Raw genomic sequence first — 21,329 nt, 5'->3', positions numbered from 1 at the left:
TTGCTACGAGGTCAGAAGGAAGCGCCCGCCGAGCAGGATGGCGAGGCCGATCAGCAGAAGGCCGGCGACCGGCCACTGGCGCAGCGAGCGGTCGAGCCGCTCGATCGCGGCAGCCAGATGGGACAGGCGCGGAGCCTGCCGCTCGGCCAGGACCAGGATATCGCCTTCCGGGATCGCGCCCGCGATGCCGTTGAAGCGCCGGAACAGGACGAAGACGGCCGCCCCCAGCAGCAGCGGCCAGACCAGCTTCCAGAACGAGGCGAATTCCCAGACGCTGGCGAGCGCAGCGCCCGTCAGGGAGGGGTAGAGCCACCATGGCAGGACGAAAGAAGCGATCAGAACGGCGAGGAAGGGGATCACCTGACCCTTTGGAGCCGCGGCATCTGGATTCTGAACCGTCTCCCGCGCGAGTACCGCGATGAAATGCAGCATCAGCATCGTGCTGCCGGCGGCGGCGAGCGAGACCGCAAGGCTGAGCAGGCCGTAGCCGAGCATCGGCTTGACCGCGAGCTTGGCGAGCGCGCCGCTGGTCAGGGGCAGGCCGGCGAGGCTGAGCGCGAGCAGGCCGGTCAGCAGCAGCACGACCCGCAGCCGCAGGCCCCCGCTGGCCAAAGCAATGCCGACGGCGAGGAAGAGTGCGCCTTTGACCAGCGTGTGATGCAGCCCGTAATAGGCCGCGAGGCCGGGCGTCCCGGCATCGCCGGCCGCCAGGCCCGCACCGGCGATCGCAGCAACCAGCCCCATCTGGCTGACCGTCGAATAGGCCAGGATCGTCTTTGGCCGTCGCTGCGCGATGCCGACAGCGGCGCCGTACCAAGCGGTCAGCACGCCGGCCACCGCCAGCCCGAAGCCCCAGGCCGGCAGCGCCGTCTCATAGGGCAGGAAGCGGATCAGCCCGATCACGCCGGCCTTGACCAGCACGCCGCTGAGCACGGCCGAGGCCGGCATCGGCGCGGCCGGATGCGCCAGCGGCAGCCAGACATGCAGCGGCACGAGCCCCATTTTCAACGCGAAGGCGAGTATGACGAGGAGGACAATGCCGTCCCGCAGTGGTGAGGCGGGCAGGGTCGCGGCCGTCTCCCGGATCAGCGGATTGGAGTCCGGGCTGCCGGTGGCGAGCATCACCAGCGCGAGCAGCAGGAAGGCTTCGGCAAGCAGGGCCAGCACCATGTAGACGACGCCGGCACGCTTCGCCCCGGCGGTCTGCTCATGCGCGACGAGGCCGTAGGCCGACAGGCTCGCCAGGGTGAAAAGCAGGTAGAAGCTCGCGAAATCCGCGACGATGAAGACGCCGAGGCTGCCGGCGAGCGTCAGCAGCCACCAGATCGCAAAACCCTGCGTGCCGGGCTTGCCGCCCATATAGGAGGCGGTGTAGGCGCCGGCCGCGCTCCAGAGCAGCGCCGCGCCGCCGAGCAGGATCGCGCCGGGCCGATCCAGCGCCAGCGTCATCCGGAACGGAACCGGGAAGGAGGCCGAGGCACCGTCCGGGAGGAGCAGGGCTGCGAGCATCGCCGGCAGCGGCGCGAGGACGAGCAATGCCGGCGCCCGCGCCCTGAACCGCTGGGACAGGCAGCCGGCCGCCATGGCCAGCGGCAGCAGGATCGTCGCGGCGAGGAGCAGGCTTGCGGCGCTCATGGCGCGACCACCGGGATTGCATCGGGCCGGCCGATCTGCAGCAGGCCGAAGGGCTCGAGCGGCAGGAAGCCGAGCGCGACCGCCATCACCGCCAGCGCGAGCGGGATGAGTTCGAGGCCGAGCGGGATCGGCTGGCGCAGCACCAGCGGCACGGCGGGAGTCGCGAGCGCGCGGTTCATCACGCGGAAGACGTAAGCACCGGCCAGAAGCCCCCCTGCGAGAATGGTGAAGGCGAGCCAGTAATGGTCTTCGATGACCGCGGCGGTCAGCAGCAGGCATTTCGCGATGAAGCCGCCGCTGGGCGGGATGCCCATCAGCGAGAGCCCGGCCAGACCGAAGGTCGCGGCCGACAGGGGCAGAACCCGGCCGAAGCCGCCGAGATCGCGGATGCGGTCATGCCCGATCGCTTCCGCGACGATGCCGGCCGCCATGAACATCGCGGCCTTGGCGAGCGCATGCGAGGTGAGCTGGAGTGCGCCGCCGGTCCAGGCGATCGTGCCCCAGGGCGGCACGCCGTCGCCACCAGCGGCGAGCGGGAAGACGATGAAGAGATAGCCGATCTGCGCCACGGTCGAATAGGCGATCATCAGCTTCAGCCGCGCCTGCCGCAGCGCCATGACGCTGCAGAACAGGATCGAGCCCGCGCCCAGCACAGCGAGCGCCTGGCCGGCGAAGGCCGCTGCCTCGGGCGGGGCGATGTCCAGCACCAGCCGCAGGATCAGGAAGATCGGCGCCTTGACGACGAGCGCCGAGAGCACGGTGCTGGCCGCGGCCGGCGCCCCCGCATGGGCCGGCGGCAGCCAGAGATGGAAAGGAAATAGCGCGGCCTTGGCGAGAAGCCCCGGGATCATCAGCGCCAGCGCGAGATGGACCGCCGGGCCGTGCTCGCTGGCGCTCGCGATCAGCCGGATGTCGAGCGTTCCATAGGTGCCGTAGAGCAGCCCCGCCCCGAGCAGATAGAGCAGCGAGCCGAGCAGCGCGAACATCAGGTAGCGCAGCGCTGCGGCCACGGTTTCGCCGCGCCCGTCGAGGCAGACCAGCGGCACGGCCGCGAAGGTCAGGAGTTCGAGCGCAACATAGAGATTGAACAGATCCTGCGAGACGAAGACGAGGTTGAGCCCGCTCCACAGCCCCATCAGCAGCATCCAGAAGCTCGTCGCCACGCGGCCGTCGCAGGTCGTGGCGTCGAGTCCGAACAGGCGGTGGGCGAACAGGCCGGTGCCGGTGATGACGAGCGCCGTCACGGCGAGCATCATCAGCGAGAGGCCGTCCGCCCGCAGCGCGATGCCGAGCGGCGGCTGCCAGTTGCCGACGAGATAGATCAGTGCGGTACCGCTGCGCATGAGCTCGGCGCCGATCCAGAAAGCGACCGCGAGGCCGAAAACCATGGTCGCGAGCGCGATCGTGCGGGCATGGCGCGGGCGCGACACAAGCATCGTGAGCATGGCGGCGGCTGGCAGCATGACGGCGAGCACGAGCAGGAAGCCGCCCGGCGTCGCGCTATAGGTCGCTGGCGTCACGGCTCGCTCCGCGGGCGCAGCTCGGCCTGCCCGGTTTCGAGCGAGGCCCTGCCGGTCAGGTCGAACAGGCGGCGCAGCAGGGCCGCCGCCAGCGCGGTCGCGGCGAAGGCGACGACGATGCCGGTGATGACCATCGCCTGCGGCACCGGATCGCCGCCGAAGCCCAGCGCCGCGCCGCGCCGCGCCACGGCCCCGAAGACCAGGAAAATGCCGGCGCCGAGGATGTTGAAGCCGACGAGCCGGCGCAGCAGCTCGGGATGGGTGAGGATGCAGAACAGGCCGATGCCGACGAGGGCCGCGCCGCAAAGCCCGAACAGGGAGGCGGAGGTGAGGGCGAGCGCGCTCATCGCGCGGGCTCCTTGTCGGGAGGGCCCGCGACCAGCAGGCCGAGCGTGGCCGCGACCGAGAGCGTCAGCGCCACCTCGATCGCGACGATCAGCGGCTTCGCGACGGCCTCCGGATAGGCCAGGAAGCCGCCGGCGATGAGGAAGCCAAGGAAGCCGATCAGGAGGAACAGGGCAGGGCCGGCGGCGAGCATCATGCGCAGCCCCGCGGCTCTGGTCTCGGGCGCGGGACGCAGGCCCGCCAGCATGACCAGGAGCCACATCGCCGCCAGGATCGTGCCGGCCTGGAAGGTTCCGCCCGGCAGGTCGGCCCCGACCCAGACCTGATAGACCGCGATCACCACGCCGAAGGGCGGCAGCATGCGTGCGAGGAACACGAGCGGTTCCGGAACGCTCGCCGGGCGCAGATGGGACGAACCGCCCCAGTTCGGGTCGGATGCGAGCGACCAGACGCCGATCAGGGCGAGGATGATGACGATCTTCTCGAGCAGCGTATCGATGGCGCGGAAGGCCAGCAGCACGGCCGTGACCGGATTGCCGAGGCCCGTGGCATCGAGGGAGCCGGCGACTTCTCGCGCCAGGCTCGGCGCAGGCGAAGGGAAGGCGAGGACGACATAGCCGAGCCCGAGCGTGACGATGGTGCAGCCCGCCGCGGCGAGGCGCCACGATGGATGGCCCGTCTGCGCCGGACGGACGCCACGCCCCGCGAGATGGGCTTGCGTCCGCAGCAGCAGCATTCCTGTGAGCCCGCCCCCGATCGCGGCCTCCGTCAGCGCGACATCGACGGAGGCAAGCCTGGCCCAGCCGATACCGAGCAGCAGCCCGAAGCCGATGAAGGCGATGATCGCGCCCTTGCCGTCGCGTGTCAGCACGACATGCAGCGCGAGCGCGACGAGGCCGGCGGCCAGCGCGACGTCGAAGACGAGGCTCATGCGTCCGGCTGCCGGCGCGCGGCGATGCCGGCGATGAGCTGGCTCGCGGTCGCCGCCGAAAGCTGCGCGAGCAGCCAGATGCAGACCAGCTTCACCCCGCCGGCGATCGTCTGCGTCTGCGGCAGCAGCCCGATCACGATCAGGCCGAGGCCGAGATTGTCGGCCTTGCTCAGCGCGTGCAGCCGGCTCAGCGTGTCCGGGAAGCGCAGCAATCCGAGCGTGCCGGCCAGGAACAGCAATGCCCCGGCTGCGACGAAGGCCAGCGTAAAGCTGTCGGCCAGCGAGATCATGACGACTGGCCCGGCTCGGCCGGCTCATCGGCCGCAGCCCCGCGCTCGCCGAGCGTGAAGGCCGCGCAGGAGAAGGCCGAGAGCAGCACCAGCAGCAGCGCCACATCGGCGAGCGCCGGCTGGGCCGTGGCCGCGCCGAGCAGGAGCAGCGTCGCGGCGCCGCCCGTCCCGAGCAACTGCACCGCCATCATCCGCTCGATCGCGACGCGGGAGCGCAGCACGGCGAACAACCCGAGCGCGATGGCGGCGAGAATGAAGAGGGCGATGGCAGTCAGGACGTCAGCCATGCCGGCCCCTTTCCGGCAGGATGCGCAGGAAGGCGGCCTCGTCGGCGGCGAGCTCGGCCCCCACCTGCGTCTCCGTGTCGAGGCAATGGATCAGCATGGCGCCGCTGGCCTGGCAGGAGATGGGGAGCTTCCCTGGCTGGAGGCTCATCACCGCGCACATCGCGCCCTGCGCGAGGCCGGCGGGAAGCGTCGTCTGGTAGTCGACCAGCCCTGGGTTCAGCGCGATGCGCGGTGCCATGGCGCGCCGGGCGATGTCTACCCCTGCGACCACCGCCTGCGGCAGGAAGCGCAGCACGAAGCGTGCGAGGCCGGGCAGGGACAGCCGGCTGTCCGGTGGCCAGAGCGCGAGGCTGGCCCATGTCGCGGCGGCGGCGGCGAGCAGGCCGAAGGGCCAGTCATTCGCGGCGGTGCCGATCAGCGCGAGCCAGAGCGCGAGAAAGCCGAGAGCGCGCAGGAGAAGCGCGCTGCGAGAGGGGCGCAGGCGAGGGATCGTGGAAGGGCTCATCGCAAGCCCCGGTCGAGGCGCTCGGAGCCCGTTTGGGCCCTCCAGCCCTCGCCCTGAGAAGCCGTGAAGCGGCGCCTCGAAGGATGCTCCAGATGCCTCCCGAGCCTCCTGAAACATCCTTCGAGACGCCCTTCCTTCCGGAATGGCTCCTCAGGATGAGCGCTGATGGAGTTGCCAAACAGGCTCTCAGTCACGCCAGCCCGCCGGCGGCCGGAGAGGGGCGTCCAAGCAGAGTGCTGTCGCCATTTGGAATAAATATTATCGCTGGAAGAAATTGTTCTTTCCAGTTTCATGCGATGGTGAAATCTCTTGCTGGTCGGTCAGATCTGAACTTGCATTCAGCCGCGACGATAACGTAGCATCCGGGGCAGTGCTGGTCATTTGCCGCCTGTCTCAGTTCTGTGCCCGATGTCCCATTTTCCGGGCGGGCCGTTCCGCTTCGGATCGCGTTCATGGTTACTGGCCGGCCGCCCGCCATGACGACCTCGGGACCATGATGAGACGATGCTGATCGAACCACGCGACGGCGACGCCGAGGACGACGCCAGCAGCACGAAGCAGCATTCGCTGATCGCCATCGCGGGCACGCTGCTGGGCGAGATCAACCTGCCGAAGCTCGTCCTGGCATGGGTCATCCTGGCCCTGCTTCCCGGCGTCCTGCTCGGTGTCGCACCGCTCCTCGCCACGGCCTGGCTCGGGACCGTCTCCACCCGCATCACGGCGCTGGCGGGGCTCGGGCCGCTCCTTGTCCTCGCCGGCATTGCGGCGCTCGGCTGGTTCGGCTTCCGGCCGCTGTTCCGGGCCGTCGAGCGCAGCTTCTGGGCGCTGAATTCGCTCGCCGTCCAGCCAGGATATGTGCTCGTCCGCGAAGGCATGCGCCATTTCGCCGAGCGCTTCCTGCCCGTCGGCGCGAGCGAGGGCAGCCGGGCCCGGCTGCGGGCGCTGACGGCGCTGGCTGCGGGGCTGGGCGCCGTAGTCGTCGCCGGCGGCTTCGCGGTCGCGATCTGGCCTGCGACGCGCTGGGTCGGCGAGTTCGCCGATCTCGCGCAGCCCCTCCGCCTCGTCGTGCCTGCGCTTGCCAACACGGCTTGCGTGATGAGCGCCTATCTCGCCATCGCCTCACTGGCCTGGGGCATCGTCGACGCGTTGATGGCCCAGCCGCGCGATCTCTCCGGCTTCGACGAAACCGCGTCCGCCGGACGGCAATGGCGGGTCGCACATCTCTCCGACATCCATGTCGTCGGCGAGCGCTACGGCTTCCGCATCGAGAGCGGCCGTGCCGGTCCGCGCGGCAACGATCGACTGTACCTCGTGCTCGAAAGGCTGGCGGCCATCCATGCCGAAGCGCCGCTCGATGCGGTGCTGATCACGGGCGACATGACGGATGCCGGCCGCTCGGCCGAGTGGGCCGAGTTCCTCGACGCGCTGGCGAGCCATCCCGAGCTCGCCGCGCGCACGCTGATCCTGCCGGGCAACCACGACGTCAACATCGTCGACCGCGCCAATCCAGCCCGTCTCGAACTCCCGACGAGCCCGGGCAAGCGGCTGCGGCAGATGCGGACGCTCTCGGCGATGGAGACGCTGCAAGGCGGGCGCGTGCATGTCATGGACAAGGTGGAGGGCAAGGTCGGCCGCAGCTTGTCCGAGCGGCTTGAAACCGAGCGCCCGGCCATCGCTGCCTTCGCCGATGCCGGCAGCCTGCGCCTGTCCTTCGGGCTGTCGGCCCTCTGGCAGGAGATCTTCCCGCTGGTGCTGCCGCCGGACGAGCCGGACGGTCTCGGCATACTGCTGCTGAACTCGAATGCCGAGACGCATTTTTCCTTCACCAACGCGCTCGGCCTCGTCGCCGAGGAGGACATGCAGGCGATGCTGGTCGCGCTCGGGCAGTATCCGCGGGCGCGCTGGATCGTCGCGCTGCATCATCATCCGGTCGAATATCCGCAGCAGGCCAAGGCCTTCTCCGAGCGGATCGGCACGGCGCTGATCAATGGCAGCCGCTTCGTGCGCCTGCTCAAGCCGCAGGCGCACCGGCTCGTTGCGCTGCACGGCCACCGCCATATCGACTGGATCGGCCGCTGCGGCCGGCTGCGCATCGTCTCGGCGCCGTCACCGGTGATGGAGGCGACGGATGACGAGCCGACGGCCTTCTACATCCACCGCCTCGGGGCGGCCCCCGATGGCGGGCTTGCTCTGCTCGCGCCGGAACGGGTCGAGGTTGCGCCTCCCGAGACAGGGTCTTGAGGCTGGCCGATCGTCATTGCTTCGCTGCGCTCGCAATGACGGGCAAGGTGCTTCGGTTGTCTTCTTCCCGGTTGCGCTGCGAGCGAACTTTCTCAAGCCTTGACGACATCGTTCGCCGGAACCGGCTTGCGTGAGGGCGAGCCGAACAGGTCCGCCACCCAGAGGCTCGCCGGGTGCTGGCTGCAGAAGGTCAGCAGCGCGATGGTGATCGGCACGCCGATGAAGGCGCCGAAGATGCCCCAGAGGTAGCTCCAGAAGAACACCGAGAACAGGACGAGTGCCGGCGACATCGACAGCGCGCTGCCGGACACGCGCGGCTCGACATAGCTGCCGACGATGAACTGGATCAGGTTCAGGCAGGCGAAGACCGCGACCACGGCCTGCCACGAGCCGAACTGCGTCATCGCGAACAGCGTCGGGAACACGGTCGCGACCAGCGGCCCGAGGAAGGGGATATAGTTCAGCGAGAAGGCGATGAAGCCCCATTCGGCGGCGAGCGGCAGCCCGACGAACTTCGCGAAGCCCCAGACCAGGAGGCCGGTGACGACGCTCATCGCCGTGCGCACCAGCATGTAGCGGTAGAGCTTCGCCGCGGTCTGTGCGCTGCCGCGCAGCAGCACGTCGCCGACGACGCGGTTGCGCATGGTCTTCAGCTTGCGGGCGAAATCCTCGACCTCGAGCAGGCCGAGGATGACGTAAACCAGAACGACGAGCCAGAAGCTCATCGTCGTGTTGAGCCGACCCGTCACCGTCTGCGCCGTGCGCAGCATCCAGGCGACGTTGAAATTCTCCGCCCACAGCCCGGTCACCGCGATGCCGTGGCCTTCGAGCCAGACCGTGGCCTGGTCGTAGAAGGACTGGAAGCGCGCCGCATCGCTGACGATCCAGCGGCCGACGCGGCCGAAGGCCCAGACGATCAGCGAACCGAAGGCGAAGAAGGCCAGCACCATGACGACGATGCTGATCGCCAGCGCCAGCATGCGCGGCAGGAAATCCTGGAGGCTGCGCTGCAGCGGCCAGACCAGCGCGATGATGAACAGCGCGAAGGCGACCGGCGCGAAGACGGAACTCGCCACCGACAGCGCGGCGACGACCAGGATGAGCGCGATCAGAACCTGCGCGCCTTGATGGATCTTGCCGCTCGTCATCTGCACCCCTGCCGGTTCTGTCGGTTCATGCGACGGGATGCGGCCAAGCGCAATCCGGCCGGGTGCGTGTTCCAGGAATGGTGGCCCGGCCTTGCTGCCCGCTCATGGGGATTTCACCAGCCCCGAGAAGCCCGCGACGGCGAGCAGGCTGAGCGCCCAGCCGACGATGGCCTGGAAATAGAAATAATTGATCGCGACCACCCCGGAGCGGTTGATCGGGTGGGGACGCCAGAAGGATTTCTGGCCGAGATCGAGGACGGGCAGCAGCGTGTCGAGCGAGTAGAACAGCGGGTTGAACACAGGGTAGCTCGAAGCTTCCGCCTGCTCGCGGTAGCAGGCGAGCTGCGTCTGCCCGGGGGCGGCGCGCCCGCTCATCGCCACAGGTGGCGCGCCGAAGGGCCGCTGCTCGGAGGCTGGAACGGCACAGAGCGTCCATTCCGGCGAGCGCAGCACGACGGCGCTGTTCGGCTTGAAGGCGCCGCCCGCCTCGGCCACGCCGAAGACGCCGACGCCGATCACCCAGAACAGGATGAGCCAGAGGAAGGCCAGCAGCGGCTGGCGCCCGTAGACGACCGTCACGGCGAGGAAATTGTCGTTCACCCTCAGCATGGCCCGCCAGAGCGGGTTGCGGGCGCGGGCCCGGCGCGCGCGGCGCTGCAGCTTCTCCTTGACGATCAGGACGCTACGCGCGTCCTCGCTATGGCCCATCTCCCGGAAGACGGAGGCGAGCTGCTCATAGGGCTGGGGCCAGAAATCCTCGCCCCAGCGCTCCGGCGCCTGGCGGGAGAGCCAGTCGAGCCGGCTTGCCGCATCAACCGGCGCGGCGATGAAGGCGCCGTAGCGGCAGCGGTTGAGCAGGAGGTCGCCGTGAGCCGGCCAGCTCGCCGCCTCGTCATGGATCGTCCCGATCGAAGCGCCCGTCAGCGCCAGCGCGCCGGAGATTTTGGCGCCGCCGCGCATGAAGAAGGCGCCCGTGACGGCGGTGCGGCTGATGTCGAGCGCCATCATGCCGGGATGCTCGACGACCGTGCCGCTGCAATCGAGATCACCGCCGATTACCGCGGCCACGAGCTTGACCTCGCCGGATATCCGCGCCTGGCGCAACACCACGCTGCCGCCATGCTCGGCCTCGGCGGCGTCGATGGCGGCGCTTTCCGCCGCCTCGATGACGGCACCCGCACAGTCGAGATCGGCCGCCATCCGGGCGCCGGCGACCGTGACGCCGCCGCGCAGCGTGGCGCCGCGCAGCAGCAGATTGCGCAGCTCGGTTGCGCGGGCATCGAGCGCATAGCCACGTGACGTGCGGATCGTCGCGCCGTCGCATTCGAGATTGCCGCCGAGTCGGGCCTGGCTGATATTGACCTCGCCCTGCACCTCGGCGCCGCGCAGATAGACGCCGCCGCGCGCTTCCAGCCGCTCGGCCTGCAGGCCCGGCAGCGACGAGCCGTCGAGGAAGAGCCGGTTGATGATCGCGGCCCGCAGGATCGGCGTCGACTCGAAATGGCAGTCGATCAGTCCGATGTCGCGGAAGACGACGCAGGCCTCGAGGTCGAGCACCTCGCTGATCCAGGCGCCGGTGATGCGGATGCCCTTCTCATGCGGGCGGCATCCCTCCTGCCCGCCAAGCATCAGGAAGCGCAGGAATGAGGCCCGGATGACGCGAGCGGGGTCCGGCGACTGCGGCCGGGAACCGTCCCCGAGACGATCGTAATTGCCGCTGAGCAGCCGTGCGACGACCTCTTCCTCCGCCGGCAGGAGCGGCTGGAAGTCGTCGAGCCTTGCCGTCGCGAGCGCCCATTGCGCCCGCTCGGCGAGAGGGCCGCCCGCGACGCCGACGGTCATGTGGCGGCCGGGGCCGCCGTTTCGCTGGGCGCCGCTGCCGCCAGGGCCTCGCGCAGGGCCGCCTCTTTCGTTTCATCGAAGGAGGTGCTGATCAGCGTGCCGCCGCTCCCGCGCAGGTCGGCCAGCACCTTGTCGGTGGTCATCTTGCGAATGAGCAGGAACAACCCTGCCGTATTCGGTTTCAGCGCGGCGGCGGCATCCGTCATGAACTTGTCGTTGATCCCGACATCGCTCAGCCGGCCACCAAGCGCGCCCGAGGCCGCGCCGAGCGCGGTGCCCAGCAGCGGCGCCATGAAGATGAAGCCGATCAGCGTGCCCCAGAGAGCACCCGACGCGGCGCCCGTCGTGGTGAGGTTCATCAGTTGGTTCAGCTTGATGTGGCCGGCCTCGTTCTTGACGACGACGACCGCATCGCCGAGCTCGATCAGATATTCGCGCTGCAGCGAAAGCACCTTGTTGCGGACCTCCTCGGCCTGCTGCTCGGTCGGGAATGAGATGAAGACCAGATCGCTCATCTTCGGTGTCCTCCGGTTGGCTGTCTGTCGTCTGGTGAAACGCAAATCGTCCCGGCAGGGCCGGGCCGGCTGATCCCCGGGCGCTCAGCCCGGCGCCTTGACCGCAGATGCGGCAGCGCTGCGCCCGGTACCCGCTGGCGGCGGGAGCGGCGCCACGCGCTGGCCGGGATGGAGCGCCTGGACCCCTGCCGCGACGATCGTCTCGCCGGGCATCAGGCCCTGCGAGACGATGACGTGGTCCGGATCGAAGCGGAGGATGTCGATGGGGCGGAGGCTGACCGTCGAGTTCGCCGGGTCGACGATCCAGACGGCGGGCGAAACGCCTGACTGGGTCAGAGCCATGGCCGGGATCGACATGATCACGGCGGAGCTGGTCTCGATCGCGCCTACCACCGTCGCGCCGAGCTGCATCGCCTCGGGCGGGTCTTGCAGCCCCACCCTGACCTGGAAGGTCCGCGTCACCGGGTCGGCCTGCGGCGCGACCTCGCGGATCCGCCCCAAGGCGCTGACGCCCGGGGCCTCGGCGAGGCGCACCCGGACGATCTGCTCGCCGGCCTTGCTCTCGAGGAGCTGCGCCGGCACGTTGAACACGGCGTCGCGGCCGTCCTCGCGGGCGACCTGGACGATGTTCTGCCCCGGCTGGACGACCTCGCCGGGCTCGGCGCTGCGCGCCGTTACCACGCCTGCCACCTCGGAGCGCAGCTCGGTGAAGCGCAGTCGGTCCTGCGCCAGTTCGAGCTGTGCCTCGGCATTCTCGAGCGCGGCCTGCGCCGTCTCCTGAGCCTTCAGCGCCTGGTCGAAGCGCGGGCGGGTGGTGAAGCCCTGGCCCATCAGCCGCTCCTGGCGCTCGAAGCCGTTGCGTGCGGTGACGACTTCGCCCCGCGCGGCCTCGAGCGCGGCGCGGGCCGCGGTCACGGCATTGCGCTCGATCGTCGGGTCGAGCCGGGCGATGATCTGGCCGGCCGCGACACGGTCGCCCACATTGATCGGCCGTTCGGCGATGCGTCCTGCGATGCGGAAGCCGAGCGCGACCGTCTTCTCGGCCTGGATCTCGCCGCTGAGCTCGATGGCGCTGGCGAGCTTGCTCGCCTCGACCTGGACCACCTGCACGGGGCGGCCAGCCGTGGGAGCGGTTTCCTCGGCGCGGTCGCAGGCCGCGAGGCCCAGCAGCAGGGCGAGGCCGAGTAGCGGGCGGCCGAGCGACGGACGGGCGATCGCAAGCAGGAGGCCGGCCGGGTCTAAGGCGGTGCGGAAGGTCATCGTGCAGCCACTCCCGCGGTTCGAGGGGCCTTGCCCCTGGCTGTCGCCTTGTCCTGGGCCTTGGCCTGGCCCGTGGCGGGCGATGCCCCGCCGAACACCGTGACGTAGAGCACCGGCAGCAGGATCAGGGTCAGCACGGTGGCGACCAGCAGGCCGCCCATGATCGCGAAGGCCATCGGCCCCCAGAACACGGTCGGCGCAATCGGGATCATGCCGAGCACGGTCGAGACGGCGGTCAGCATGATCGGCCGGAAGCGGGTCGAGGCCGCGTCCAGCGCCGCATCGGTGACGCTCTTGCCGGCGGTCCGCTCCGATTCGATCTGGCCGACAAGGATCACCGCGTTCTTGGTGATGATACCGATCAGCGCCAGCACGCCGAGCAGGGCGACGAAGCCGAGCGGCTTGCCCGAGAGCAGGAGCGCCCCGACGACGCCGATCATGCCGAGAGGCGCGATGCTGAGCACGATCGCGAGCAGCTTGAAGCTGCGCAGCTCCGCCATCAGCACGGTGAACATCAAAAGCAGCATCACCGGCACGACGGCGATGACCGAGGCTTGCGAATTGGCGCTCTCCTCGACCGTGCCGCCAGTGGCGATGCCGTAGCTCGGCGGCAGGGTCTTGCGCAACTCCTCGATGGCGGGCGCCAGCGCGCTCACCACGGTCTCCGGCAGGACTTCGGGCTTCACATCGGCCGCGACGGTGAGCGTCGGCACCCGGTCGCGGCGCCAGATCAGCGGCGTGTCGAGATCGTAGCTGAAGGTGACGAACTGCGAGAGCGGCACCGAGCGCCCACCCGGCAGGGCGACCTGCATCGTGCGCAGCGTATCGAGTGAGATGCGGTCCGCTCCCTGGGCGCGCACGACGACGTCGACGAGATAGATGTCGTCGCGCATCTGCGTCACGACCGTGCCCGAGACGACCGTGTTGACGATGCCGGCAAGCGCTTGCGAGCTCAGGCCCAGCCGGCGCGCCTCGTCTTGGTCGACGCGCAGCCGCAACTCGCGCGCGGGCTCGATCCAGTCGAAATTGATCTGGTCGGTGTGCTGGTTCGCCGCGACGACCTGGGCCAGCTTCATCGCGATGCTGCGGACTTCGGCGATGTCCGGCCCGGTGACGCGATACTGCACCGGCCAGCCCACCGGCGGGCCGAGCTCGAGCGGATAGACACGCGCGATCAGGTTGGGGAACTCGGTGGCGAGGCGCTGTTCGAGCTTCTTCTGCAGCCGGTCGCGGGCCGCCACGTCCTTGGCGACGATCACGGCCTGGTTGAAGAAGTCGTTCGGCAGCTGCGCGTTCAGCGGCAGGTAGAAGCGGATCGCGCCGCGCCCGACATAGGTGCTCCAGCGCGCGACGTCGGGGTCGTCCTTCAGCGCCGCGTCGAAGCGTTTCACCAGCGCCTCGCTGGCATAGATCGAGGCGTTCTGCGGCAGCGTCATGTCGACGAGCAGCTCGGCCCGGTCCGAGGCCGGGAAGAACTGCCGCGGCACCAGCGGCAAGGCCAGCAGTGAGGCCGCGAACAGCCCGAGCGTGACCGCGATGGTGATCCAGCGCAGCCTGATCGCGCCCGAGAGCATCCGCCGGAAGCCCGTCTCGACGCGGCTCGGCTGCGAGGCCTTGGCCGAGGGTTCGGGCGCCTTCAGCAGCGCCATGCCCAGCACGGGCGCGAAGAGCACGGCCACGAACCACGAGACGACGAGCGCGATGCTCACCACGGCGAAGAGCGAGAAGGTGTATTCGCCGGCCGAGCTCGCCGCGAAGCCGATCGGCACGAAGCCGGCGATCGTGACCAGCGTGCCGGCGAACATCGCCACCGCATATTTGTCGAAGGCAAAGGTCGCCGCCTTCTCCTTCGCGTCGCCGGCCGCGAGCCGCGTCACCATCGCATCCGTCGTGGTCATCGCGTCGTCGACGAGCAGCGCCAGCGCGATGATGAGCGCGCCCAGCGAGATGCGCTGCATGTCGATGTTGACGACGTTCATGACGGCGAAGACGACGGCGAGCGTCAGCGGGATCGCGAGCGCGACCACCAGGCCCGGACGCACGCCGAGGCTGATGAAGCTGACGACCAGGATGATCGCCACCGCCTGCCAGAGCGAGGTCATGAAGTCGTCGATTGCCTCGTCGACTGTGACGGACTGGTCCGCGACCAGCCGCGACTCGATGCCGATGGGCAGGTCGGCCGTGATCCCGGCCATCGCCGTCTTGAGGTTGCGTCCGAGCGCCAGGATGTCGCCGCCGTCGCGCATGGCGATGCCCAGCCCGATCGCCTCCTGCCCGTTGACGCGGAACATCGGTTGCGGCGGATCGGCGAAGCCGCGCCGGACGGTCGCGATGTCGGCGAGCCGCACCATGCGGTCGCCGACCGGGAAATTCACCGCGAGCAGGTCGGCTTCCGACTGGAAGGCGCCGGAGACGCGCAGCGAGAACGTCTCGTCCCGGGTCTGGACGGTCCCGGCCGGGCGCACGACGTTCTGGCTCTGCAGCGCCGCGAGCAGCGCCGTGCGGTCGATGCCGAGATTGGCGAGCTCGCGCACCGAGAACTCGATGAAGATGCGCTCGTCCTGCGCGCCGATGATCTCGATCTTGGAGACGTCCGGCACCAGCAGCAGCCGCGAACGGGCCGCCTCGACATGGTCGCGCAGCTCGCGGCCGGTGAAGCCGTCCGCGGTGAAGCCGTAGATGATGCCGAAGGTGTCGCCGAAGCGGTCGTTGAAGAACGGGCCCTGCGTGCCGGCGGGCAGCGTATGGCGGATGTCAGCGACGAGGTTGCGGACCTTGAACCAGGTCTCCTGCACGTCGCGGCCGGGAACGGACTGCTTCAGGTTGACGAAGATCGTCGTCATGCCCGGCCTGGTGAAGCTGCGCACGAAGTCGAGCCCCGGCGTCTCCTCGATCTGGCGTTCCAGCCGCTCGGTGACCTGGCTGAGCGTGTCCTCCATCGTCGCGCCCGGCCAGGCGGCCGCGACCACCATCGACTTGATGACGAAGGAGGGATCCTCGTTGCGGCCGAGCTTGACGAAGGCGAAGATGCCGGCCGCGACCGCCACGATCATGAGGTAGATCACGACCGAGCGGTTCTTCAGGGCCCATTCGGAGAGGTTGAAACTCATCGTGCCTCGGCTCCGGACAGGCGCACGCGCTGCCCTTCCTGCAGGAGATTGGCGCCGGCGGTGACGACGATGTCGCCGAGCGCCAACCCCTTGCCGACAAGCGCCGTCGCCGGATCGCGCGAGATGAGATCGAGCTTGCGCAGTGAGACCGTCAGCGCGTTTGGATCGACGATCCAGACGCTCGTGTCCTGCCCGCGCTCGGTCAGGGCGGTCGCGGGGATCGCGATGCCTGATACTTCGCCGCCTCGGATGCTGCCGGACACAGCAGTGCCGAGTCTGAAGGAGGCCGGCGGATCGATCAGGCCGACCCGCACCCGGAAGGTTCGCGTGACGGGATCGGCCTGCGGCGCGACCTCGCGCACATGCCCGCGGACCGTGGTCGCCGGATCGCCGGTGAGTGCCACATAGACATTCGTGTCGGCCGGGATGGCGCGGATCGCCTCGGCCGGCAGCTCGAAGACGGCGTCGCGCCCATCCCGGCGGGCGAGCTGGACGATCATGCGCCCGGCCGGGACGACCTCTGCCGGCTCGGCGCCGACGCTGGTGACGATGCCCGGCGCATCGGCCTTGAGCGTGGTGAAGGCGACGATGTCCTCGGCGGTCCTGACCCGCGCCTGCGCGGCTTCCGCCTGCGCCCGCGCCGCGACGCGGCCCTGTTCGGCGGCCTCGAAATCGGCCTGGCTCGTGACGTTGCGGGTCCGCAGCTGGCTCTGGCGCTGATACTGGTTCTCCGCCTTGCGCAGCGCGCCTTCGGCCGCGGTCAGGGCCGCCCGCGCTGCGCGCAGATCGTTGAGCTCGTTCTCCGGATCGAGCCGGGCGACGACCTCATTTTCCGCGACGGTCGAGCCGACGCCGACCAGCCGCTCGGCCAGGCGACCGCCGATCCGGAAGGACAGGGAGGCCTGATCCTGTGCCTCGATATGGCCGGTGAAGCTGAGGTCGCTGCTTTGCCGCGGCGGCTCGATCGCGATGGTCCGGACCATCCTGACCGGCGCCGGTGGCGCCTTGTCGGCCTCGGGCTGGCAGCCGGCGAGGGCCAGCGCCGCGACGGCGAGGCAACTGGCCAGGCGAGTGCGCACCGCCAAGGGGGAGCCAATGCTGCTCACGCCGCGCCTGTCCCGGTCGCATCTCGGCTTCCGCATGAATCCTTCGCCCGCATCGCGATGTCCTGTCGCCGCCACAGATACCGGTCCCGAAGCGCCGGACATGCGTCATCGCACCGATCTTTCAGGCGGCTCGTGGAAGGCTAGCAACACTCCCTCCGGGCCGGATCAGCTCAGAATCCCAAATCTGGGCTGCTCATCCCATTCTCCGGCGCGGTTGCGCGGTCTCCTATCGTGCGGGCGGCGCCCCTCCACAGGACTGCGCAGCGGCTTGTACTGCCCGCTCCGCCCCAGGCAGCGGGATGGGGTCCGGCAGGGCGAGGAGCGCCTGTTCGCGGGCCTGCGACGGGCTGCACCCGAAGGCCCGGCGAAACGCCCGGCTGAAGGTGGAGTGATCGCGGAAGCCGGCCCTGCTGGCGATGGCCTGGACCGAGACCGCCTCATCCGCGGTCGCCAGGTCGCGCGCGGCCTGTGAGAGCCTTTCGCTGTTGATGAAACGGGCGACGCCGCCGTCGCCGTCGAGCAGGCGGTAGAGCTTTGAGCGCGACATCGCCAGCAGCCGGGCCAGCTGCTGCGGGCCGAATTCGGGCGAGCCCATGTTCTGCTGGACGACGGCGCGCATGCGTTCGACCATGCCGGCCTTCGGGCGGTGCGACAGCGGGGCCGGGCGTGGCGCCGGCTCGCCCATGCAGGCCATCACCAGCTGGTGCGTCGCGTCCGCCAGCATTCCTCTGCGGTGTTCCGGGATCTGCCCGAGATGCCCGGCAAGCTGCCGCATGAAGCCGGCAAGCAGCGCCCCGTGGCCGGCGCTGGAGTCGAGATGCGACGCGGCCGCGGCGGGCGCCGCGCCATCGCAAGCAGTAATCGGCATGAACAGGGTCAGCACGTCGCAATCCAGCCCCGAATGGCCGGCCGGCCAGGGCAGGGTTGCCGGGTCGAGCCCGGCATGCGGCGACATGATGAGAACCGATGCCGCCGTGCGCGCCGGGTGCCGGCTGCTCAGCAGGACGACGCAGCCATGATCCGGCAGGTGCGGCGGCCAATGCGGAGGTGATGGGAAGGATTGCCTCAGGCTTGTCATTACGAGGTCGCCGAAGTGCCAGATCGCCGGCTCCGGCGCGGAGACCGGTTTGGCGTCGAGTTCGGGCCAGACGGCGATCGTGGCGGAGCCGGTGCCCGTCCAGGCGTCGATCTGCTCCCAGGATATGTCGCTGTCGGCGCTGGCCAGGCGGTCATGGACAGCTTTCGATGATGGCTTCGATCGGATGCTCACGCGCAGTGACATGATGACCTCCATACTCGATACAAGACGAAGACCGCTGCTGATCTCTGTTGTGGCTTTCGCTGGCTTCGTCGCGGCATCGCCTCTTCTGTTCAGGCCTCTCGCTTGCCGCTGTTCTTGCCTGCTGTTCTCCTTCTCGGATCTTGGAGTTGCTATCGCGTAGCGGCCGCGTCGAAGACCCGGATCGGCGCCGTGATGAGCAGGCCTGCCGCCGAGCCGATCGTCTCCACCGCGGTGCCTGCCCCTGTGACGTCGGAATCGGTTATGACCTGCCCGTCGACGAGCCTGCCGCCGATGAGGCGGACGATCTCGGGGCTGGAAGCGAAGGTGTCGTGATTGATGCGGTCGCCGGCCTGGATCGCGCTCATGTCGATCACGGTGACGCCGCTGAGGCCGCCGAACTCGGCCTGGTACTCCTCGCGCGAGAGGTCGATTGCGCCCAGCCGCGTCGCGCCGCGCGCCAGGAACTGCGAGAGCTGCAGCGCCCGGTCGGTCTGCGAGGCGAAGATCGTGATGCGAGGGCGGCGCGGTCCCATATCCTCGACCTGGCGCCGGAAGACGCCGATGTCGAGATCGGGTGAGGCGAGGATCAGGTTGTTGATCTTTTTCGGTACGCCGCCTTCCTTGAGGGCGAGCTGCTTCAGCGCCTCGACCGCGAGCCACGCGCCCATCGAATGGGCGAGGATGACGACCTCGCCGACCGCAGGGCTTCGTGCCGCCATCGCCAGCAGGTCCGCAAGGTCCGAGCGCGAATAGGACGCGTTGTCGAGGTCGAGCCGGTAGTCGAGCAGGTTTCCCCTCGACGGCCAGGAGAACAGCACCGGCGCTGCGTCCGCATCGGAATCATGGGTGAGTTGGGCGAAGCGAAAGACCGCGCGGTCGAACGGCGTGTTGAAGCCGTGGACGAAGACGAAGGCCCGGCGCTTGCGCCCGCCGGCCGAGGCGAACCATTGCGGCAGCTCGCCCCGCCGCAGCGAGGTCGCGGAGGTCACGACGAAATCCCGTGCCGGGTCGCCGGGGACGGTCCGCGGCAGCTGGATCGTGCCGGGCTCACGATCCCGCGGGATCGACACGACGATGTTGGTGAAGGACATGCCGCGGCCTCGCCGGCCGTCATAGAGCACGCCCGGCTCGTCGGAAGAGGCGCGCGTCGTCGCGGTCAGCATGTCGATCTTGTCTGTGCCCGGAACGGCTGCGACGGGCTGCAGGAGACCGCGGGGCACCGAGGCGCAGGCCGACAGAGCGAGCGCCGCAGCCATCGCCAGGACGATGCGCGCCGCTGCCCGCGCATGCCGCGTCATCGATGGGGCCGGTAAAATAGAGCGGCCAGCCGGCGCCCGCCGTCACGGCGGACCCGCAGAGATCCGTAGGCACGCATCAGCATTGCTCCGAGTCCCAACCGGGACGGTCAGATCGGAGCCCCCCTCCGACGAGGGGAGGATAGTGAAGCGCTGCTCCCGCAGCAAGGCGAGACGCCTTGGCATGCCGCATTGCGGTCATGCGGTCGGCGCGGCGCCCGTGCTGCCGCATTTTTGCCGAGTTTGGGACAGCCTGCCCAAGCTTTGGGATTCTGTGCAGATGCCCTCGCGGCGCAGGCATTTAAGTTCTGCGGGACGTCCCCGCTGCGCTCTCCGCGCGGTGGCACGATCGTATGCGCCGGGCCTCGCCCTGGCCGGAGGGAGGCCGATATGGCTACCGCAAGCACCGCACCCAAGACCACGATGCAGCGCTTTCTCGACGGCGTCGAGAAGGTCGGCAACATGGTGCCGCACCCGGTCGTGATCTTCCTGATCCTGATCGGCATCGTGATCGTGCTCTCGGCCATCCTCAGCCTGTTCGGCGCGCGGGTCTCCTTCGAGCGCATCAATGCCGAGACCCATCAGATCGAGACGGCGACGACCGAGATCCGCAGCCTGCTCAATATCGAGGGCATCCGCTTCATCTATTCGTCGCTGATCCCGAACTTCATGAGCTTCACCGCGGTCGGGCTGATGATCGTCGCGATGATCGGCGCCGGCGTCGCCGAGGAATCCGGGCTCGTCACCGCGCTGATCCGCAAGCTGGTGATCGTTTCGCCGAAATGGGCGCTGACCTACATCCTCGCCTTCGTCGGCATCCTGGCGTCGATCGCCGCCGATGCGGGCTATCTCGTGCTGATCCCGCTCGCCGGCATCGCCTATCTCGCGGTCGGCCGGAACCCGCTGGCGGGCCTGGCGCTCGGTTTCGCGGCGGTGGCCGGCGCCTTCACCGTCAACATGCTGATCAAGCCGCTCGATGCGGTGCTGGTCGAGTTCACCAACGATGCCGCGCGTCTGGTCGATCCCAACCGGACGATCGGCCTTGCCTCCAATCTCTGGTTCTCGATCGCCTCGGTGATCTTCCTCACCGTCGTCGTCGCATTCATCACAGACAGGATGATTGCCCCTCGCCTGGGCGCCTACGACCCGTCGAAAGCGGCCGAAGGCACCACGACCGAGCAGGGTGCGATCCTGTCGGAGACGGAAACGCGCGGGTTGCGCTATGCCGGCTTCGGGCTGCTCGCTCTGGCGGCCGTGTTCTGCGTGCTGACGCTGCCGTCCTGGGCGCCCTTGCGCAATCCGGCGACCGGCGAGCTGATCGGCAACTCGCCCTTCATGAACGGGCTGATCGCCCTGATCATGCTGATGTTCCTCGTCAGCGGCTGGTGCTACGGCATCGGCGCGGGCACCATGCGCACCCTGACCGAGGTGATCGCGGCGATCGAGAAGTCGATCAAGAGCATGGGCGGCACGATCTTCCTGTTCTTCGTGCTCAGCCAGTTCGTCGCCTATTTCACCTACACCAACATCGGCACCGTGATGGCGCTCAGCCTTTCGGGTGCACTGCAGGCGGCTAATATCGGCGCCCTGCCGCTGCTGCTCGGCTTCATCGTCGTCGTCGCCATCATCGATCTGCTGCTGACCGGCGCCATCGCGAAATGGGCGATCTTCGCCCCGGTCTTCGTGCCCCTGCTGATGAAGCTCGGCGTCGAGCCGGAAGCCGTGCTGGCGGCCTATCGCGTCGGCGATTCTCCGATGAACGCGATCACCCCGCTCAACGCCTATTTCGCCCTCGTCGTCGGCTTCGCCCAGAAATACGACCGCAATGCCGGCGTCGGCACCATCGTCTCGCTGATGCTGCCCTATGTCGTGTGGATGTTCGTGCTGTGGACTGCGCTCTTCGCGCTCTGGAAGGTTCTCGGCCTGCCCTGGGGGCTGTGAGGCCGTAATCGAGGAGGGCGGGGCAGCCTGTCTCAGGGCGTCCCGGCCTCGCATGCAAGCCCGCTTCGTATCGAAG

General features: G+C 69.1%; 17 protein-coding genes. 2 read left to right on the top strand and 15 right to left on the bottom strand.

Annotated features, from left to right (window positions below; translation table 11 throughout):
• Positions 1–3: 3 nt before the first annotated feature.
• The 7 genes from ASE63_RS26130 to ASE63_RS26100 are packed head-to-tail and all read right to left on the bottom strand — an operon-like array spanning position 4 to position 5,513.
• Complete coding sequence (locus ASE63_RS26130) at positions 4–1,635, bottom strand: complex I subunit 5 family protein (RefSeq protein ID WP_056808579.1); 1,632 nt, start codon at positions 1,633–1,635, stop codon at positions 4–6.
• Positions 1,632–3,155: a proton-conducting transporter membrane subunit gene (locus tag ASE63_RS26125; RefSeq protein ID WP_244491620.1), complete on the bottom strand. Its 1,524-nt coding sequence runs from the start codon at positions 3,153–3,155 to the stop codon at positions 1,632–1,634. The genes ASE63_RS26130 and ASE63_RS26125 overlap by 4 nt, the downstream gene beginning before the upstream one ends.
• Positions 3,152–3,502, bottom strand: a complete 351-nt coding sequence (locus ASE63_RS26120) for an NADH-quinone oxidoreductase subunit K (protein ID WP_056808577.1) — start codon at positions 3,500–3,502, stop codon at positions 3,152–3,154. The genes ASE63_RS26125 and ASE63_RS26120 overlap by 4 nt, the downstream gene beginning before the upstream one ends.
• A complete protein-coding gene (locus ASE63_RS26115) occupies positions 3,499–4,431 on the bottom strand; it encodes an MnhB domain-containing protein (RefSeq protein ID WP_056808575.1) in 933 nt (310 codons plus the stop codon). Before ASE63_RS26115 ends, ASE63_RS26120 begins: the two co-directional genes overlap by 4 nt.
• Positions 4,428–4,721 (bottom strand): monovalent cation/H(+) antiporter subunit G, encoded by a 294-nt coding sequence (locus tag ASE63_RS26110; RefSeq protein WP_056808574.1) that lies wholly within the window; start codon positions 4,719–4,721, stop codon positions 4,428–4,430. The genes ASE63_RS26115 and ASE63_RS26110 overlap by 4 nt, the downstream gene beginning before the upstream one ends.
• Positions 4,718–5,008 carry a monovalent cation/H+ antiporter complex subunit F gene (locus tag ASE63_RS26105; protein WP_056808572.1) on the bottom strand — a complete coding sequence of 97 codons (291 nt, stop codon included), beginning with the start codon at positions 5,006–5,008 and terminating at the stop codon, positions 4,718–4,720. Before ASE63_RS26105 ends, ASE63_RS26110 begins: the two co-directional genes overlap by 4 nt.
• Positions 5,001–5,513, bottom strand: a complete 513-nt coding sequence (locus ASE63_RS26100; protein WP_056808571.1) for a Na+/H+ antiporter subunit E — start codon at positions 5,511–5,513, stop codon at positions 5,001–5,003. Before ASE63_RS26100 ends, ASE63_RS26105 begins: the two co-directional genes overlap by 8 nt.
• A gap of 504 nt (positions 5,514–6,017) precedes the next feature.
• Here ASE63_RS26100 and ASE63_RS26095 point away from each other — a divergent pair.
• Positions 6,018–7,754: a metallophosphoesterase gene (locus ASE63_RS26095; RefSeq protein WP_056808569.1), complete on the top strand. Its 1,737-nt coding sequence runs from the start codon at positions 6,018–6,020 to the stop codon at positions 7,752–7,754.
• 92 nt (positions 7,755–7,846) lie between these two features.
• On the opposite strand, the gene ASE63_RS26090 is transcribed toward ASE63_RS26095, so the two are convergent.
• From ASE63_RS26090 to ASE63_RS26055, 8 genes are all read right to left on the bottom strand, one after another.
• Positions 7,847–8,902 (bottom strand): AI-2E family transporter, encoded by a 1,056-nt coding sequence (locus tag ASE63_RS26090; protein ID WP_056808567.1) that lies wholly within the window; start codon positions 8,900–8,902, stop codon positions 7,847–7,849.
• Between the two features lie 102 nt (positions 8,903–9,004).
• Positions 9,005–10,744, bottom strand: coding sequence for a hypothetical protein (locus tag ASE63_RS26085; protein WP_056808565.1), 1,740 nt, complete (start codon positions 10,742–10,744; stop codon positions 9,005–9,007).
• Positions 10,741–11,259, bottom strand: a complete 519-nt coding sequence (locus ASE63_RS26080) for a DUF1269 domain-containing protein (protein WP_056808563.1) — start codon at positions 11,257–11,259, stop codon at positions 10,741–10,743. Before ASE63_RS26080 ends, ASE63_RS26085 begins: the two co-directional genes overlap by 4 nt.
• An 84-nt stretch (positions 11,260–11,343) precedes the next feature.
• Positions 11,344–12,519, bottom strand: a complete 1,176-nt coding sequence (locus tag ASE63_RS26075) for an efflux RND transporter periplasmic adaptor subunit (RefSeq protein WP_056808562.1) — start codon at positions 12,517–12,519, stop codon at positions 11,344–11,346.
• A complete protein-coding gene (locus tag ASE63_RS26070) occupies positions 12,516–15,629 on the bottom strand; it encodes an efflux RND transporter permease subunit (protein WP_056808560.1) in 3,114 nt (1,037 codons plus the stop codon). The genes ASE63_RS26075 and ASE63_RS26070 overlap by 4 nt, the downstream gene beginning before the upstream one ends.
• Positions 15,626–16,735, bottom strand: coding sequence for an efflux RND transporter periplasmic adaptor subunit (locus ASE63_RS26065; RefSeq protein ID WP_244491619.1), 1,110 nt, complete (start codon positions 16,733–16,735; stop codon positions 15,626–15,628). Before ASE63_RS26065 ends, ASE63_RS26070 begins: the two co-directional genes overlap by 4 nt.
• Before the next feature lie 226 nt (positions 16,736–16,961).
• Positions 16,962–18,017, bottom strand: a complete 1,056-nt coding sequence (locus tag ASE63_RS26060; RefSeq protein ID WP_162261836.1) for an AraC family transcriptional regulator — start codon at positions 18,015–18,017, stop codon at positions 16,962–16,964.
• A gap of 149 nt (positions 18,018–18,166) precedes the next feature.
• Positions 18,167–19,315, bottom strand: coding sequence for an alpha/beta hydrolase (locus ASE63_RS26055; RefSeq protein WP_244491617.1), 1,149 nt, complete (start codon positions 19,313–19,315; stop codon positions 18,167–18,169).
• 387 nt (positions 19,316–19,702) lie between these two features.
• Between ASE63_RS26055 and ASE63_RS26050 the strand changes: the two genes are divergently transcribed.
• Positions 19,703–21,253, top strand: coding sequence for an AbgT family transporter (locus ASE63_RS26050; protein WP_056808553.1), 1,551 nt, complete (start codon positions 19,703–19,705; stop codon positions 21,251–21,253).
• The last annotated feature ends 76 nt before the right edge of the window (positions 21,254–21,329 follow it).

The sequence above is a fragment of the Allobosea sp. Root381 genome, from assembly GCF_001429395.1.
Lineage (GTDB): Bacteria > Pseudomonadota > Alphaproteobacteria > Rhizobiales > Beijerinckiaceae > Allobosea.
Note: the sequence above shows the minus strand (reverse complement) of the source record. Positions and strands in the feature narration are given on the sequence as shown.